Here is a 17,271-nt window from a genome sequence, read left to right as displayed (position 1 = left end):
GCGCGCAGGCGTTAAGGGCCGGGGCAGCGTAGGCGCTAGACCTGCGCGGGCTCCTTTTCGACGGGCCCCAGCTGCCACGCGCCGCCGCCGAGCAGGTGGAGCTGCTGCTCGTGGTGCTGTTCGACGGCGGGCCGATGGCTCACGCTGACCATGACGCACTCCGGCAGCTCCGCCCGAACCAATTGATACAGGGCGAATTCCAGGCCGGCGTCCAGCGCGGAGGTCGCCTCGTCGAGGAAGACCGCCTTCGGCCGGGTGAGCAGGACGCGCGCGAACGCGACGCGCTGCTGCTCGCCGGGGGACAGCACCTTGGCCCAGTCCTGTTCCTCGTCCAGCCGGCTGATGAGCGGCGCCAGAACAACCTTGGTGAGCACGTCGCGCAGTTGGTCATCGGAGACGCCGTCCGGCGAATTCGGGTAACACACCACGGTGCGCAAAGTGCCGAGCGGCACATATGGCAACTGCGACAAGAACATCGTCTCGTTGTCGCCATCCGGACGGCACAGCGTTCCCGAGGCGTACGGCCACAATTCGGCCAGGCTGCGCAGCAGCGTCGTCTTGCCGGCTCCGGAGCGTCCGGTGATCACCAGGCTGTCGCCCAAATCGAGCTGGATGTCCAGCGAGTCGACCAGCTGGTCGCCCTCCGGCGTGCGCACCTCGATGCCGCGCAGTTCGACCGCGGTCTCCTCGCTGGGTTTGACGAGAATGGTGGGCAGCGCGCGGCCCTTGTCGTTCGCGTCGACGAGGCCGTGCAAACGGATGATCGCCGCCCGGAAGGCCGCGAACGCGTCATAGTTGTTGCGGAAGAACGACAGTGAGTCGTTGATGTTGCCGAAAGCCTGCGCGGTCTGGGTGACATCGCCGAAAGCGATCTCCCCGCTGAACAGGCGCGGCGCCTGAATCGCCAACGGCAGCGGAATGATGGTCTGCGTCGCCGACCAGTTCCATCCATTGAAGATGATGGTCCGGCGGACGTACCTGCGGTAGTTGTCGATGATCGGCGTGAAGCGCCGCCACAATTGGGTGCGTTCGACGCGCTCGCCACGGTAGAAGCCCACCGCCTCCGCGGCGTCGCGCAACCGCACCAGGGCGTAACGGAACGCGGCGTTGAGTTTCTCGTTGTTGAAGCTCAGCCAAATCAGCGGGCGCCCAAGCCAAATCGCGACCACCGTCACGATCAAGACATAGACCAGGACGGTCCAGAACATCGCACGCGGCACGTTCACACCGAAGAGATCGAAGTCCCCGGACAGGTTCCACAGGATCGCGGCGAACGAGATCACCGACGCCACCGCGTTGACGGCACCGAACAGCAGGGTGCTGGTCGTCCCGTTGGACGGGATGTTCGGGGTGCCACCCACCCCCGCGGTGAAGATGTCGATATCCTGTTGGATGCGCTGATCGGGGTTGTCAATCGTCTTGTCGATGAACAGATCCCGGTAATAGGCCCGGCCCGCGAGCCAGTCGTCGGTGAGATGGCCCGTCAGCCACATGCGCCAGGCGATGATGAACCGCTGCGTCAGGTAGATGTCGAGGATCACCCGGGCGATGAAGATGGCCGCCAGCAGGATGAAGATCCCGAGCGAGACCCAAAAGTTGTGGATCCCGGAATGTTTGACTTCGTCGTTACCCGTGGCGAGCCCTTTGAGTGCCACCTGCAACGCCGTGTACATGTCGTTGCTCTGATAGCTGAACAGCACGTTGAGCCGGACCGAGAACAGCACCAGCAGTAGCAGCACACCGAGCCCCAGCCACGCCCTGACGCTGGTCGGCCCGACGAAGTAGCCGCGCGTGATCCGCCAGAATTGGCGGCCCCACGGGGTCAGATACCTGGCGGCGACCAGCGCGGCCAACAGGCAGACGGCACCGATGACCCACGCGATGGCGAGCCACTGCAGGGAATCCTGAAATGCCGACGACCAATCGATGGACGGTTTGAACAGCTTCGAGTCCAATTTCGGCGTCTCCTTCTGCGGTCGGCACTTCCCCGCAAGCTACCCGAGCGGTTCTCGCTAGGCTGCGAGATGAGCGCCGATCTGTCCAGCCAGACCGTACATGCCGGCCGCCTCGTCGCGCGGCGCCTGCGGGCCAGCGGAATCGACACCGTCTTCACACTGTCCGGCGGTCACCTGTTCTCGATCTACGACGGCTGCCGCGACGAGGGTATCCGGCTGATCGACACCCGCCACGAACAGACCGCGACCTTCGCCGCCGAGGGCTGGTCGAAGGTGACCAGGAGCCCGGGCGTGGCGGCGCTGACCGCGGGGCCGGGCATCACCAACGGGATGAGCGCGATGGCGGCGGCGCAGCAGAACCAGTCGCCCCTGGTGGTGCTGGGCGGCCGCGCGCCGGCACAGCGCTGGGGGATGGGCTCGCTGCAGGAGATCGACCACGTGCCGTTCGTGGCGCCGCTGGCGCGGTTCGCCGCCACCGCGCAGTCGGCCGACGAGGCCGGGCGCCTCGTCGATGACGCGTTGCGCGCCGCGGTCGGTGCGCCGTCGGGCGTGGGTTTCGTCGACTTCCCGATGGACCACGTGTTCTCCATGTCGGACGACCCCGACGTGTTGGGGCGCCCCGGGGCCCTCGTCGACGTGCCGCCGGGGCCCGCACCGGATGACCAGGCGCTGACCCGAGCCGTCGGTCTACTGGCGGCGGCGAAGCGCCCTGTCATCATGGCCGGCACCAACGTGTGGTGGGGGCACGGCGAAGCCGCGCTGCTGCGCCTGGCCGAGGAACTCCAGATCCCCGTGTTGATGAACGGGATGGCCCGCGGCGCGGTCCCGGCCGACCATGCGTTGGCGTTTTCCCGGGCGCGCGGAAAAGCCTTGGGGGAGGCCGACGTTGCGCTGATCGTCGGCGTGCCGATGGATTTCCGGCTCGGCTTCGGCGCGGTGTTCGGGCAACAGACCCAGCTCGTCGTGGTCGACCGTGTCCAACCCGAGCGACGCCATCCGCGGCCGGTGCAGGCCGAGCTCTACGGCGACCTGCTGACGATCCTGGCGGCGCTGGCCACCGCCGGCGGCGCCGGGCACCGAGAGTGGATCGAGGAACTGCGAGCGGCCGAGACCGCGGCGCGCGCCAAGGAGACTGCCGAGCTCGCCGACGACCGCGTCCCCCTGCACCCCATGCGGGTGTACGCGGAGTTGGCGCCCATGCTGGACCGCGACGCCATCGTCGTGATCGACGCCGGCGATTTCGGGTCCTACGCCGGCCGGGTGATCGACAGCTATCTGCCGGGGTGCTGGCTGGACAGCGGGCCGTTCGGCTGCCTGGGTTCGGGCCCGGGCTATGCCCTGGCCGCCAAGCTGGCCCGGCCGGAGCGCCAGGTGGTCCTGTTGCAGGGCGACGGCGCGTTCGGCTTCAGCGGGATGGAATGGGACACCCTGGTCCGGCACAACGTGCCCGTCGTGTCGGTGATCGGCAACAACGGAATCTGGGGTTTGGAAAAGCACCCCATGGAGGCGTTGTACGGCTATTCGGTGGTGGCCGAGTTGCGCCCGGGGACCCGCTACGACGAGGTGGCGCGCGCCCTGGGCGCCCACGGCGAGCTGGTCGCCGCGCCCGGCGAGCTGCGGCCCGCCCTGGAACGGGCCTTCGCCAGCGGCCTGCCCGCCGTCGTCAATGTGCTCACCGACCCGAACGTCGCCTATCCACGCCGATCCAACCTCGCGTGATGGAAGTGCGCGGCGGCCCACCGCGTACCGTTGACCTGTGCCTAAGACGACCCGCGCTCAACCCGGCCGGCTGAGCAGCCGCTTCTGGAAGCTGCTCGGCGCCAGCACTGAAAAGGACCGCAGCCGCTCTCTCACCCAGGTCACCGACTCGTCGGAATACGACGACGAGGCGGCCGGTCTGACCGACGAGCAGCTCCGCAAGGCGGCCGGGCTGCTCAACCTCGAGGACCTCGCTGACTCCGAGGACATCCCGCAGTTCCTCGCGATCGCCCGGGAGGCGGGCGAGCGGGCCAGCGGGTTGCGTCCATTCGATGTGCAGCTGCTCGGGGCGCTGCGGATGCTGGCCGGCGACGTGATCGAGATGGCCACCGGTGAGGGCAAAACCCTGGCCGGCGCGATCGCCGCGGCCGGGTACGCGCTCGCCGGGCGGCACGTGCACGTGGTGACGATCAACGACTACCTGGCGCGTCGTGACGCGGAATGGATGGGCCCGCTGATCGAGGCCATGGGGCTGACGGTCGGCTGGATCACCGCCGAGTCGTCCAGCGAAGAGCGCAAGGCGGCCTACGGCTGCGACGTCACCTACGCCTCGGTCAACGAGATCGGCTTCGACGTGCTGCGCGACCAGCTGGTGACCGACGTCGACGACCTGGTGTCGCCCAACCCCGACGTGGCCCTCATCGACGAGGCCGACTCGGTGCTGGTCGACGAGGCGCTGGTGCCGCTGGTGCTGGCGGGGACCACCCATCGGGAGACGCCGCGACTCGAAATCATCAGGCTGGTCGGCGAACTGAGCGCCGATACCGACTTCGACACGGACTCCGACAGCCGCAACGTCCACCTGACCGAGGCCGGCGCGCGCAAGGTCGAAAAGGCGCTCGGCGGCATCGATCTGTACTCCGAGGAGCACGTCGGCACCACGCTGACCGAGGTCAACGTCGCGCTGCACGCGCACGTGCTGCTGCAACGCGACGTGCACTACATCGTCCGCGACGACGCGGTGCATCTGATCAATTCCTCGCGCGGCCGCATCGCGCAACTGCAGCGCTGGCCCGACGGGCTGCAGGCCGCCGTCGAGGCCAAGGAGGGCATCGAGACCACCGAGACCGGCGAGGTGCTCGACACGATCACCGTGCAGGCGCTGATCAACCGCTACGCCACCGTGTGCGGCATGACCGGCACCGCGCTGGCCGCCGGCGAGCAGCTGCGCCAGTTCTACAAGCTCGGTGTGTCGCCAATTCCGCCGAACAAGCCCAACATTCGCGAAGACGAGTCCGACCGGGTCTACATCACGGGCGCGGCCAAGAACGACGCGATCGTCGCGCACATCGCCGACGTCCACGAGACCGGGCAGCCGGTGCTGGTCGGCACCCGCGACGTCGCCGAGTCCGAGGACCTGCACGAACGGCTGTTGCGCCGCGGCGTGCCCGCGGTGGTGCTCAACGCGAAGAACGACGCCGAGGAAGCCCAGGTGATCGCCGAGGCCGGTAAGTTCGGCGTGGTCACCGTGTCGACACAGATGGCCGGGCGCGGCACCGACATCCGGCTCGGGGGATCCGACGAAGCCGACCACGACCGCGTCGCCGAGCTGGGCGGGCTGCACGTCGTGGGCACCGGCCGGCACCACACCGAGCGGCTGGACAACCAGCTGCGGGGCCGCGCCGGGCGCCAGGGCGACCCGGGGTCGTCGGTGTTCTTCTCCAGCTGGGAAGACGACGTCGTGGCGGCCAACCTCGACCACAACAAGCTGCCGATGGAGACCGACGAGGACGGCCGGATCGTCAGCCCCAAGGCGGCCGGGCTGCTCGACCATGCCCAGCGGGTCGCCGAGGGCCGCATGCTCGACGTGCACGCGAACACCTGGCGCTACAACCAGTTGATCGCCCAGCAGCGCGCCATCATCGTCGATCGACGAAATACGTTGCTGCGCACCGCGACCGCGCGTGAGGAACTCGCCGAGCTGGCGCCGAAGCGCTACGAGGAACTGGCCGAGGAAATCTCCGAAGAACGCCTCGAGACGATCTGCCGGCAGATCATGCTCTATCACCTGGACCGCGGCTGGGCCGACCATCTGGCGTACCTGGCCGACATCCGCGAGAGCATCCACTTGCGGGCGCTGGGCCGGCAGAATCCGCTGGACGAGTTTCACCGGTTGGCGGTCGACGCGTTCGCGTCGCTGGCCGCGGACGCGGTCGAGGCGGCCCAACAGACCTTCGAAACCGCGAACGTCCTCGAAGAGGAGCAGGGACTGGACCTGTCCAAGCTGGCGCGGCCGACGTCGACGTGGACATACATGGTCAACGACAACCCGCTGTCGGATGACACGCTGTCCACCCTCAGCCTGCCCGGCGTGTTCCGCTAGACCCACTCGCCGAGCGTGCGGCCAGCCGGGCGTTCGCGCCCGAGTGTGCGCCCAGCCGGGCGTTCGGCGTGGAGTCGCGTTAAGGTCACGGCTCATGGAGCCGGTGCTTCCGCCCAACCGGGTGCTGACGGTCCCCAACGCGCTCAGCGTCATCCGCCTGGCGCTCATTCCGGTGTTCATCTACGCCTTGCTGGTGACGCACGCCCACGGATGGGCCGTCGCGATCTTGATGTTCAGCGGCGCCTCGGACTGGGCCGACGGCAAGATCGCGCGGCTGCTCAATCAGTCCTCGCGCCTGGGTGTGCTGCTCGACCCCGCCGTCGACCGCCTCTACATGGTCGCCGTCCCCGTGGTGATGGCGTTCAGCGGGATCGTGCCGTGGTGGTTCGTCGTCATCCTGCTCGCCCGCGATAGCCTGCTGGCCGCGACGCTGCCCCTGCTGTGGAGCCGCGGACTCACGGCGCTGCCGGTGACCTACATCGGCAAGGCCGCGACGTTCGCGCTGATGTCGGGCTTCCCGCTGGTGCTGCTGGGCACGTGGGACGCGCTGTGGAGCCGCGTGGTGGGCGCCTGCGGGTGGGCCTTCCTGATCTGGGGCTTGTATGGCTACCTGTGGGCGTTCGTGCAGTATGCGGTCCAGATGACGCTGGTGCTGCGCCGCATGCCCAAGGTCGATCGCGGGTCGCGCCCGTCGGCCGTGGCGAAAGCGACCGACCATGGCTGACGTGGACCGCAGGCTCGGCGGCTACGACCCCAACGCCGGTCACAGCGCGCACGTGGCGGCGCGGCCACAACACATTCCGGTGCCCTCCCTGCTGCGCGCGCTGCTGTCCGAGCACCTGGATCCCGGCTACGCCGCGGCGGCGGCCAGGCGAGCGACCACCGAAGGACGCCAACGTGCCTTCGGCTGGCTCTGGCAGGCGTTGGCGGCGCTGCTCATCGCGACGGTCTTCGCCGCCGCGGTCGCGCAGGCCCGTTCGGTCGCGCCCGGGGTGCGCGACGCCCAGCAACTGCTGTTGGGCAACGTGCGGTCGGCGGAGGGCTCCGCGACCAAGCTGGCCCAGCGCCGCAACCAGCTCTCCACGCGACTCGACGACGTGCAGCGCCACGCGCTGGCCGACGACGCCGAGGGGCAGCGGCTGCTGAAACGCCTCGACGCGCTCAGCCTCGCGGCCGGCAGCACGGCGATCATCGGTCCCGGCCTGAAGCTGACCGTGACCGATCCGGGCGCCAGCCCGAACCTTTCCGACGTGTCCAAGCAGCGGGTCAGCGGCAGCAGGCAGATCATCCTCGACCGCGACCTGCAGCTGGTGGTCAACTCGTTGTGGGCCAGCGGCGCCGAGGCGATCTCGGTCGGCGGCGTGCGGATCGGGCCCAACGTGACCATCCGGCAAGCCGGCGGCGCGATCCTCGTCGACAACAACCCGACCAGCAGTCCGTACACGATCCTGGCCATCGGGGCGCCGCGGTCGATGCGCGATGTCTTCGACAACAGCCCGGGGCTGCAGCGCCTGAGGCTGCTGGAGATTTCCTACGGCGTGGTGGTTACGGTGGATGTCGCCGACGGTCTTTCGCTGCCTGCCGGATCCGTCCGGGATGTCAAGTTCGCCAAGCAGATTGGGCCACAGTGAGAAAAGTCCCGACCAGACAGCTTCGCCTGTGCGAGACGGGAAACCCCGCATGATCGGTCTCGCGGCGCTGGCGATCGGCATCGTGCTCGGCCTGGTGTTTCACCCCGCGGTGCCCGAAGTCGTCCAGCCCTATCTGCCGATCGCGGTGGTCGCGGCCCTCGATGCCGTGTTCGGTGGGTTGCGTGCCTATCTGGAACGGATCTTCGACCCCAAGGTCTTCGTGATTTCGTTCGTGTTCAACGTCTTCGTGGCCGCGCTCATCGTCTACGTCGGCGACCAACTGGGTGTGGGCACCCAGTTGTCCACGGCCATCATCGTCGTGCTGGGCATTCGCATCTTCGGCAACGCCGCGGCCCTGCGCCGCCGGCTGTTCGGGGCGTGACGCCATGACCCGATCGAGCCCGGCGTGAGCCAGGATCCGGGAGATCGCGGCGCCGACGCGGCGCCGGATCCGGGCGCGCCGCGCGGACGTCACGAACTGCCCGGGAAACACCCCCGTCCCGAGATCGGGCCGCTGCGCCGGCGCGGATTGTCCGGCATGCTGCGCGGCGGCCGCTCCCGACTGGGTTTCGCGACGCTGGCCGTGCTGCTGTGTCTGCTTCTCGGCATCGCCATCGTCACCCAGGTCCGCCAGACCGAATCGGGCGATTCGCTGGACACGGCCCGGCCCGCGGACCTGTTGGTGCTGCTGGATTCGTTGCGGCAGCGCGAGGGCACCCTCCGCGGCGAGGTGAACGAGCTGGAGAACACGCTGAATTCACTGCAGGCGTCCGGCAACAACGACCAGGCCGCCATCCAGTCCGCCCAATCCAGGCTCGCGGCGCTGTCCATCCTGGTCGGCGCCGTGGGCGCCACCGGGCCCGGCGTCACCGTCACGATCGAGGACCCCGGGCCGGGGGTTTCCCCCGAGGCGATGCTCGACGTGATCAACGAGTTGCGTGCCGCCGGGGCCGAGGCGATCGAAATCAACGATGCGCACCAGTCCGTGCGGGTGGGCGTCGACACCTGGGTCGCCGGTGTGCCCGGGTCGCTGACCGTCGACTCCAAGACGCTGTCGCCCGCGTATTCGATTCTGGCGATTGGTGATCCGCCCACCCTGGCCGCGGCGATGAACATCCCCGGCGGCGCGCAGGACACGGTCAAACGCGTCGGTGCGCGGATGTCCGTCCAGCAGTCCGACCGGGTGGACGTGACCACCTTGCGGCAACCAAAACCGCACCAATACGCTCAGCCCGTCAAGTGAGCATTTTTCCGAACAGACAGGATCACTCGTGAGCGATATCCCGCCCGATCTGCACTACACCGCCGAACACGAGTGGGTTCGTCGAAGTGGTGATGACACCGTGCGGGTGGGCATCACCGACTTCGCGCAGTCGGCGTTGGGCGATGTCGTTTTCGTACAGCTGCCCGACGTGGGCGCCGAGCTGACCGCCGGTGAATCCTTCGGCGAGGTCGAATCCACGAAATCGGTGTCGGACTTGTACGCCCCGGTGTCGGGCAAAGTGTCGGCCGTCAACACCGACCTGGAAGGCAGCCCGCAACTGGTCAACTCCGATCCGTACGGGGCGGGCTGGTTGCTGGATGTGCAGGTATCCGACGTCGCCGCAGCGGAGTCCGCCATTTCTTCGTTGCTCGACGCGGAGGCCTACCGCGGAACGCTGACCGAATGACGGTTGCTAATGTCCCTGCAGCCCCGCACGGCCAGGCGAGCGGTGCAGCCGGCACACGGGGGGATCGCAGTTTCGGATCGTCAGGCGGTGGGCGCATTGCAGGCAGGTGCGCGGTACCGTCGACACATCTACCTTTTGAAGACCGGCAAACCGGGCAACACGACCTGGTGCGGAAGCCGGCCGAGCGGCCCGGACAGACAACGCCACAGCGGCCAGTGAGGAGCAGCGCGTGACGGACATGGACTCAGGAAGTCAGCAAGACCAGAATTCGGACGAAGTCACGGTAGAGACGACCTCGGTCTTTCGTGCCGACTTCCTCAACGAGCTCGACGCGCCCGCGCAAGCGGGCACGGAAAGCGCGGTATCCGGAGTCGAGGGACTCCCGGCGGGTTCGGCGCTGCTGGTCGTCAAACGGGGCCCCAATGCGGGATCGCGATTCCTGCTCGACCAGCCCACCACGTCGGCCGGCCGGCACCCCGACAGCGACATCTTCCTCGACGACGTGACCGTCAGCCGCCGGCACGCCGAATTCAGGTTGGAAAACAACGAATTCAGCGTGGTCGACGTTGGTAGTCTCAACGGCACTTACGTCAACCGTGAGCCCGTGGATTCCGCGGTGCTTGCCAACGGTGACGAAGTGCAGATCGGCAAGTTCCGCTTGGTGTTTCTGACCGGACCCAAGCAGGGTGAGGATGGAGGATCTTCAGGCTAGTGAGCGCACCCGATAGCTCGGCACTGGCCGGGATGTCGATCGGGGCGGTCCTGGAATTGTTGAGGCCGGACTTCCCCGATGTCACCATCTCCAAAATTCGCTTCTTGGAGGCCGAGGGGCTGGTGACGCCGCAACGGGCTGCGTCGGGGTATCGAAGGTTCACCGCGTACGACTGCGCGCGGTTGCGATTCATCCTTACCGCGCAGCGCGATCACTATTTGCCGCTGAAGGTCATCCGGGCGCAACTGGACGCCCAGCCCGACGGCGAGCTACCGCCTTTCAAAACCTCCTATGCCGTCCCGCGCCTGGTGTCGGTCACGGGAATCGGTGACACCGGGGACGGGGCGGACGGCAGCGTCGGACCCGGCTCCGACGCGTCGGCGGTGGCGCCCACGCACGTCCGGCTGAGCCGCGAAGAGCTGCTGGCGCGTGCGGGCGTGGATGACGACTTGCTGACCGCGTTACTCAAAGCCGGCGTCATCACCACCGGCCCCGCCGGTTTCTTCGACGAGCACGCCGTCGTCATCCTGCAGTGCGCGCGGGCGCTGTCGGATTACGGCGTCGAGCCGCGGCATCTGCGCGCATTCCGCTCGGCGGCCGACCGGCAGTCGGACCTGATCGCCCAAATCGCCGGTCCGGTAGTCAAAGCCGGCAAGGCCGGTGCCCGCGATCGCGCCGACGATTTGGCGCGTGAAGTTGCGGCGCTGGCTATCACGTTGCACACGTCGTTGATCAAATCCGCCGTTCGCGACGTTCTGGATCGCTGAGGACTAGACTTCGGTCGACAGCTTGGTTTCGGCGGTAGGGCGGATTTTTGGCCTCGCCGTCGCTGGAAGTACCAATCCAACCGGCGCCACGAATGCGGAGGACAGACACAAATGGGTGAGGTTCGTGTTGTCGGCATTCGCGTAGAGCAGCCGCAAAACCAGCCGGTGTTGTTGCTGCGCGAAACCGACGGTGACCGTTACCTGCCAATCTGGATCGGCCAGTCGGAGGCCGCCGCGATCGCCCTCGAGCAGCAGGGCGTCGAGCCGCCTCGTCCGTTGACGCACGATTTGATCAGGGATGTCATTGCCGCGCTTGGGCATTCGCTGAAAGAGGTGCGGATCGTCGATCTGCAGGAAGGCACTTTCTACGCCGACCTGGTGTTCGACCGCAACATCACCGTGTCGGCGCGCCCATCGGATTCGGTGGCGATAGCGCTGCGCGTCGGCGTCCCCATCTACGTCGAGGAGCCCGTGCTTGCCCAGGCCGGGCTGCTGATCCCCGACGAGACCGACGAAGAGGGCGGCACCGCCGTCCGCGAGGACGAGGTGGAGAAGTTCAAAGAATTTCTCGACAGCGTGTCTCCCGACGATTTCAAAGCCACCTAGCTCCTGCCCGGCCTTGCCACCAGCGTTTGCCACCAGCGTTTAGGAGAGGCGGGTGTCGCTGGACTAGCCTGGTGGGGACATCACGGATGCGTCTCAACTGGCAACGTGATGTCGACACGCTGGCGGATAGCCCGCCCAGTTGGCCCCGAGGCGGCCATACTTTGATCACGACTTCAGGCGCGGCGGCTCTAGGAAAGCGTAAGCTCACTAGCACTCGGGCCTGAGCAGACGTGGCTGCGGTGCAGCCAGAGACGCAGCTAACGACGAGAGCGCGATCGCGGAGAGGAACCACCGTGAGCGAGCAGCCACGCCAAGAGCAGCTCAACCTAGCTGAGCAGGAAAACGGCGCGAGTAACGACCGCAGCGTCACCGCGGCCAGCGCCCCCGTGCAGCCCGGACTTTTCCCGGACGACTCCGTGCCCGACGAACTGGTCGGCTACCGCGGTCCCAGCGCGTGCCAGATCGCCGGCATCACCTACCGGCAGCTGGACTACTGGGCGCGCACCTCGCTGGTCGTCCCGTCGATCCGCAGCGCGGCGGGCTCCGGAAGCCAGCGCCTCTACTCGTTCAAAGACATCCTGGTTCTCAAGATCGTCAAGCGGTTGCTCGACACCGGCATCTCGTTGCACAACATCCGCGTCGCGGTCGACCACCTGCGCCAGCGCGGGGTTCAGGACCTGGCCAACATCACCCTGTTCTCCGACGGCACCACCGTCTACGAGTGCACATCGGCCGAAGAGGTCGTCGACCTGCTCCAGGGCGGGCAGGGCGTGTTCGGCATCGCCGTGTCCGGCGCCATGCGGGAGCTGACCGGCGTCATCGCGGACTTCCCGGGCGAGCGGGCCGACGGCGGCGAGTCGATCGCCGAGCCGGAGGACGAGCTGGCGTCCCGGCGCAAGCACCGCGACCGCAAGATCGGCTGACGGCGCGCCCCGAGAGCGCGCAACTTCGCGCCCACGCGGCCGAGTAAACTGGGCCGCGCATCGTATTCGAGCGGGAGAGTTCCGTGACTGCCAGTCACGGGCGCCGAAGGAGCAACACCTCTCCGTCAACCTCTCAGGCACCCGGACCGCGCGAAACAATGATGCCTCTGGAAAGCGGTGAAGACCTGCGGGTCGACACCCGCCGATGGGGAAAGGCGCGCAGGACAAGCATCCGGCGCCGAATCTCTCAGGCGCCCGGCGAAGGGTGAAGACAGAGGGAGAGGACCGTTCGTCCTCTGCCTTGATCTGTCGTTGTCCGCCTACTCAGGAGTTTCCAGTGTCCGATCAATCCCCGTTCGCAGCTCGGCACATCGGCCCGGACAGCCAGGCCGTCGCGGCCATGCTCGCCGTCATCGGTGTCGACTCCCTCGACGAGCTGGCGTCCAAAGCCGTCCCGTCGGGCATCCTGGACAAACTCACCGACAACGGCGCGGCGCCCGGCCTCGACCGGCTGCCGGCACCCGCCACTGAAACCGAGGCGCTGGCCGAGCTGCGGGCCTTGGCCGACGCCAACACCGTGGCCGTGTCCATGATCGGTCAGGGCTACTACGACACGCTCACGCCCCCGGTGTTGCTGCGCAACATCTTGGAGAACCCGGCCTGGTACACGGCGTACACGCCGTATCAGCCGGAGATCAGCCAGGGCCGGCTCGAGGCGCTGCTGAATTTCCAGACGATGGTGGCCGACCTGACCGGCCTGGAGGTCGCCAATGCCTCCATGCTCGACGAGGGCACCGCCGCCGCCGAGGCCATGACGCTGATGCACCGCGCGGCCCGCGGCAAAACCAACCGGCTTGCCGTCGACGCCGACGTCTTCGCCCAGACCGCCGCCATCCTGGCCACCCGCGCCGCGCCTCTGGGCATCGAGATCGTCACCGCCGACCTGCGCGACGGACTGCCCGACGGCGACTTCTTCGGCGTCATCGCCCAGCTGCCCGGCGCGAGCGGCCGGGTCACCGACTGGGCGCCGCTGGTCGGGCAGGCGCACGACCGCGGCGCGCTGATCGCGATCGGCGCCGACCTGCTCGCGTGCACGCTGATCACGCCGCCCGGTGAGATCGGCGCCGACGTCGCGTTCGGCACCACCCAAAGATTCGGTGTGCCAATGGGATTCGGCGGACCGCACGCCGGCTACCTGGCGGTGCACGCCAACCACGCGCGCCAACTGCCGGGCCGGCTGGTGGGTGTGTCGCTGGACGCCGACGGTTCACCCGCCTACCGGCTGGCGCTGCAGACCCGCGAGCAGCACATCCGCCGCGACAAGGCGACCAGCAACATCTGCACCGCGCAGGTGCTGCTGGCGGTGATGGCCGCGATGTACGCCAGCTACCACGGCGCCGAGGGGCTGACCGCCATCGCGCGCCGCGTCCACGGTCACGCCGAGGCGATCGCCGCGGGCATCGGCGATGCGCTGGTGCACGACAAGTACTTCGACACCGTGCTGGCCCGTGTGCCGGGCCGCGCCGACGAGGTGATCGCCGCGGCGAAAGCCCACGGCATCAACCTGTGGCGCGTCGACGGCGACCACGTGTCGGTGGCCTGCGACGAGGCCACCACCGACGAGCACGTCGCCGCGGTGTTGGAGGCGTTCGGCGTGCCGGCCGCCCAGCCGGTGTGCGCGGGCATCATCACCCGCACATCAGAGTTCCTGACCCATTCCGCCTTCACCCAGTACCGCACCGAGACGGCGATGATGCGCTACCTGCGCACCCTGGCCGACAAAGATATCGCCTTGGACCGCAGCATGATTCCGCTCGGCTCGTGCACCATGAAGCTCAACGCCGCCGCCGAGATGGAGCCGATCACCTGGCCGGAATTCGCCCGCCAGCATCCGTTCGCACCGGCATCCGACACCCCGGGCCTGCGGCGGCTCATCGCCGACCTGGAGGCCTGGTTGGTGCACATCACCGGCTACGACGCCGTCTCGCTGCAACCCAACGCCGGATCGCAGGGCGAGTACGCCGGCCTGCTGGCCATCCACGACTACCACGCCAGCCGCGGCGAACCGCACCGCGACATCTGCCTCATCCCGTCGAGCGCGCACGGCACCAACGCGGCGTCGGCGGCCCTGGCCGGGATGCGGGTCGTCGTGGTGGCCTGCCACTCCAACGGCGACGTGGACCTCGACGACCTGCGCGCCAAGGTCGCCGAGCACGGGGAGCGGCTGTCGACGCTGATGATCACCTACCCGTCCACCCACGGCGTCTACGAGCACGACATCGCCGAGATCTGCGCGGCCACCCACGACGCGGGGGGCCAGGTTTATGTGGACGGCGCCAACCTCAACGCGCTGGTCGGCCTGGCGCGGCCGGGGAAGTTCGGCGGTGACGTCAGCCACCTGAACCTGCACAAGACGTTCTGCATCCCGCACGGGGGCGGGGGCCCGGGGGTCGGGCCGGTGGCGGTGCGCTCGCACCTGGCGCCGTTCCTGCCGGGTCACCCGCACGCGCCCGAACTGCCCGAGGGGCATCCGGTGTCGTCGGCGCCCTACGGGTCCGCCTCGATCCTGCCGATCAGCTGGGCCTACATCCGGATGATGGGCGCCGAGGGCCTGCGCGCGGCGTCGCTGACCGCGATCACCTCGGCCAACTACATCGCCCGTCGCCTCGACGAGTACTTCCCGGTGCTCTACACGGGCGAGAACGGCATGGTGGCCCACGAATGCATCCTGGATCTGCGGGGCATCACCAAGGCCACCGGCGTGACCGTGGACGACGTCGCAAAACGCTTGGCGGACTACGGCTTTCACGCGCCCACGATGAGCTTCCCGGTGGCGGGCACGCTGATGGTGGAACCCACCGAGAGCGAGACCCTGACCGAAGTCGACGCCTTCTGCGAGGCCATGATCGCGATTCGCGGCGAGATCGACCGGGTGGGTGCGGGGGAGTGGTCCGTCGACGACAACCCGCTGCGGGGCGCCCCGCACACGGCCGAATGCCTGGTGATCGGCGAGTGGGACCATCCGTACACCCGGGAAGAGGCCGCCTACCCGCTGGGCAAGGACTTCCGGCCCAAGGTGTGGCCGCCGGTGCGCCGCATCGACGGCGCCTACGGCGACCGCAATCTGGTCTGCTCGTGCCCGCCCGTGGAGGCGTTCGCCTGACGATCGGGTCGGGGCGGGCTCACCCCGGCGTTCGCGCCGGGGCCTGTAACGCCAGCGGCACCAGGTACCGGCGGGCGAAATCGCGGGCCTCGTTGAGGTTGTAGACCGGGATGACGGACTTCGGCGTCTTGATCAGCGAAATGATCAGCCGTCCGATCATCTCCCCGACGACCTCGGTGTCCAGGTCGGCGGCCAGTTCGCCACGCTCCTGCCAGCGGCGCAGCCACGTCGCGATGTAGCCGCGAGTCATGGCGATCAGGTTCTCGTCGGTCAGGTAGGCGGTCAACTCCCCGGCGGCGGGCGATTCGCGGATGCTTCGCGTCAGCAGCTTGGGGGCGGAGGCCTCGTGAACGAACGCGGCGAAGACTTCGGCGATCCCTTCTTCCGGTGAACCCGCGCGACCCGCGACCTCGGAAACCAGCGTGCTCAGCCGCAGCGATTCGTCCATGATGGTCAGCCGCACCAGGTTTCGCTTGTGCCGGAACCGGCGGTAGACGGTGGCGACGCCGACACCGGCGGTGTCGGCGATGTCTTGCATGGTGGTGTTGGAGAATCCGCGCTCGGTGAAGCAGGTGCGCGCGGCGGTGACGATCGAGCGGGCGGTCGGATCGAGGGCGGCCAGGCCGTCGGGCAGCGCGCCGAGCAGCATCGCGGGGTCTACCATCTGCCCTCCAGCCGATTGGGGTATCGCGGCAATTCTGCGCTCCCTCAGCCTATTCATCCGCATTCGCGCCGTTGCGGTGCGCTGCCATCGCTTCAGCGATCGCGCCGGATCAATTCCGGTCGGGCGCCGCGAAGGAGTCCAACAGCACGGAACGGTAGCGGTCCCGGAGCCGCTCGTATCGGTAACGGTTGTAGGCCAACGGTTCCAGCGTGAGCCGGCGCGGCAGCCATCGCCAGCCCATCTGCAACGCCGCGACGTAGACGACGAACTCGGCCTGCTCGCGGGCGCCCCACCGCACCCCGAGCAGCCGGCGCATCGTGGGATGGGCCACGGCGGCCGAACATACGACCACCGGACGCGATGCGAGCGTGGTCAGCACCGGCCAGACCAATTGCAGCACGGGCCGAATCTGCCGGGAAACCAACAACTTCGGGATCGGTGGGGCGACGAAGCTGCGATTGGCGAATTGCAGAAACTCGTTGTCGGCCAAGTCTTTTGCCGCGACTGCATCGTAATGCTCGAGCATGTCGTGCAAGGTCGCCGGCAGCTTCCCCTGCTTGCTGGGCAGCTCCAGGAACTGCAGTTCCGAGCGCAGCGTCTGATACACGACTTCCTTTTCGGCCAGGGTGAGGCGACGCCCGCACACTCGCAGATAACCCTGATACAAAAGGTTGAGACCACTCACGGCCACCCAGGTCCACACCTCGGGATTGAGCGCGCTGTAGCGGGTGTCGCTGAACGAGTCCTTCCCCGTCCCGCGCACGTCGCGGTGCAACCGTTTGAGATCGGCCCGCGACGCCGGCACGTCCGAGCTGTCACCGAAGGCGGCGAGGGCGGTGAACGCGGCGCTGCGGATCCCACGGTCGGTGAAGTTGTCGGCAAAGCGTCCGCTGCGGTCCACTGCGGCCGCGATTTCGCGATGCGCCACCTGGTCGAGGGCCAGGCGGCCGAACGCCGCCGCCAACGGCGACCCCGCGAACCACCTGACATCGTCGGCCAACGCGCGATGCGCGGAATTCCATTCCGCTTCGGGGGGTACGAACGTCGCAGCGGAAGCGTTGCCGCGTCGCTCGATTCGGCTTGTCGTCGTCATACCGTT

The 17,271-nt window shown here is 68.1% G+C and carries 15 protein-coding genes and 2 riboswitches; of the genes, 12 read left to right on the top strand and 3 right to left on the bottom strand.

Annotated features, from left to right (window positions below; all coding sequences use genetic code 11):
* Window positions 1-35: 35 nt before the first annotated feature.
* A complete protein-coding gene (locus AC0KS4_RS11300; protein WP_238955870.1) occupies window positions 36-1,955 on the bottom strand; it encodes an ABC transporter ATP-binding protein/permease in 1,920 nt (639 codons plus the stop codon).
* Between the two features lie 69 nt (window positions 1,956-2,024).
* Between AC0KS4_RS11300 and AC0KS4_RS11295 the strand changes: the two genes are divergently transcribed.
* From AC0KS4_RS11295 to gcvP, 12 genes are all read left to right on the top strand, one after another.
* Entirely contained in the window at window positions 2,025-3,674 is a 1,650-nt protein-coding gene (locus tag AC0KS4_RS11295; protein ID WP_238955869.1) for an acetolactate synthase, read from the top strand.
* A gap of 37 nt (window positions 3,675-3,711) precedes the next feature.
* Window positions 3,712-6,036, top strand: coding sequence for an accessory Sec system translocase SecA2 (gene secA2 / locus AC0KS4_RS11290; protein ID WP_225329227.1), 2,325 nt, complete (start codon window positions 3,712-3,714; stop codon window positions 6,034-6,036).
* A gap of 94 nt (window positions 6,037-6,130) precedes the next feature.
* A complete protein-coding gene (locus tag AC0KS4_RS11285) occupies window positions 6,131-6,760 on the top strand; it encodes a CDP-alcohol phosphatidyltransferase family protein (protein ID WP_225329228.1) in 630 nt (209 codons plus the stop codon).
* Window positions 6,753-7,667, top strand: coding sequence for a DUF881 domain-containing protein (locus AC0KS4_RS11280; RefSeq protein WP_225329229.1), 915 nt, complete (start codon window positions 6,753-6,755; stop codon window positions 7,665-7,667). The genes AC0KS4_RS11285 and AC0KS4_RS11280 overlap by 8 nt, the downstream gene beginning before the upstream one ends.
* Before the next feature lie 49 nt (window positions 7,668-7,716).
* Window positions 7,717-8,049, top strand: coding sequence for a small basic family protein (locus tag AC0KS4_RS11275; RefSeq protein WP_014942127.1), 333 nt, complete (start codon window positions 7,717-7,719; stop codon window positions 8,047-8,049).
* Window positions 8,050-8,073: 24 nt separating this feature from the next.
* A complete protein-coding gene (locus tag AC0KS4_RS11270) occupies window positions 8,074-8,910 on the top strand; it encodes a DUF881 domain-containing protein (RefSeq protein WP_225329231.1) in 837 nt (278 codons plus the stop codon).
* Between the two features lie 28 nt (window positions 8,911-8,938).
* Window positions 8,939-9,337, top strand: a complete 399-nt coding sequence (gene gcvH / locus AC0KS4_RS11265) for a glycine cleavage system protein GcvH (RefSeq protein WP_225329232.1) — start codon at window positions 8,939-8,941, stop codon at window positions 9,335-9,337.
* A 238-nt stretch (window positions 9,338-9,575) separates the two neighbouring features.
* The gene (gene garA / locus AC0KS4_RS11260) at window positions 9,576-10,049 is read left to right on the top strand and encodes a glycogen accumulation regulator GarA (RefSeq protein WP_014382626.1); all 474 of its coding nucleotides are present in this window, start codon (window positions 9,576-9,578) and stop codon (window positions 10,047-10,049) included.
* Window positions 10,049-10,816 carry a transcriptional regulator FtsR gene (gene ftsR, locus AC0KS4_RS11255; RefSeq protein ID WP_225329233.1) on the top strand — a complete coding sequence of 256 codons (768 nt, stop codon included), beginning with the start codon at window positions 10,049-10,051 and terminating at the stop codon, window positions 10,814-10,816. The genes garA and ftsR overlap by 1 nt, the downstream gene beginning before the upstream one ends.
* 111 nt (window positions 10,817-10,927) lie before the next feature.
* Window positions 10,928-11,422 carry a bifunctional nuclease family protein gene (locus AC0KS4_RS11250; RefSeq protein WP_008256980.1) on the top strand — a complete coding sequence of 165 codons (495 nt, stop codon included), beginning with the start codon at window positions 10,928-10,930 and terminating at the stop codon, window positions 11,420-11,422.
* 293 nt (window positions 11,423-11,715) lie between these two features.
* Complete coding sequence (locus tag AC0KS4_RS11245) at window positions 11,716-12,345, top strand: MerR family transcriptional regulator (RefSeq protein ID WP_225329234.1); 630 nt, start codon at window positions 11,716-11,718, stop codon at window positions 12,343-12,345.
* Between the two features lie 61 nt (window positions 12,346-12,406).
* Window positions 12,407-12,504: riboswitch (glycine riboswitch) on the top strand.
* A riboswitch (glycine riboswitch) is annotated at window positions 12,505-12,630 on the top strand. It begins immediately after the preceding riboswitch.
* A gap of 52 nt (window positions 12,631-12,682) precedes the next feature.
* Window positions 12,683-15,508: an aminomethyl-transferring glycine dehydrogenase gene (gcvP, locus tag AC0KS4_RS11240; protein ID WP_238955868.1), complete on the top strand. Its 2,826-nt coding sequence runs from the start codon at window positions 12,683-12,685 to the stop codon at window positions 15,506-15,508.
* Window positions 15,509-15,527: 19 nt separating this feature from the next.
* Here the strand turns inward: gcvP and AC0KS4_RS11235 are convergent, their stop codons facing one another.
* Together AC0KS4_RS11235 and AC0KS4_RS11230 are read right to left on the bottom strand one after the other, a co-directional pair.
* On the bottom strand, window positions 15,528-16,172 hold the full coding sequence (locus AC0KS4_RS11235; protein WP_238955867.1) for a TetR/AcrR family transcriptional regulator: 645 nt from the start codon (window positions 16,170-16,172) through the stop codon (window positions 15,528-15,530).
* A 109-nt stretch (window positions 16,173-16,281) separates the two neighbouring features.
* Complete coding sequence (locus AC0KS4_RS11230; RefSeq protein WP_238955866.1) at window positions 16,282-17,265, bottom strand: oxygenase MpaB family protein; 984 nt, start codon at window positions 17,263-17,265, stop codon at window positions 16,282-16,284.
* Between the last annotated feature and the right edge of the window lie 6 nt (window positions 17,266-17,271).

It is taken from the genome of Mycobacterium sp. NTMscope_MAC_12, assembly GCF_976985675.1.
This window is presented reverse-complemented; position numbering and strand designations above follow the sequence as displayed.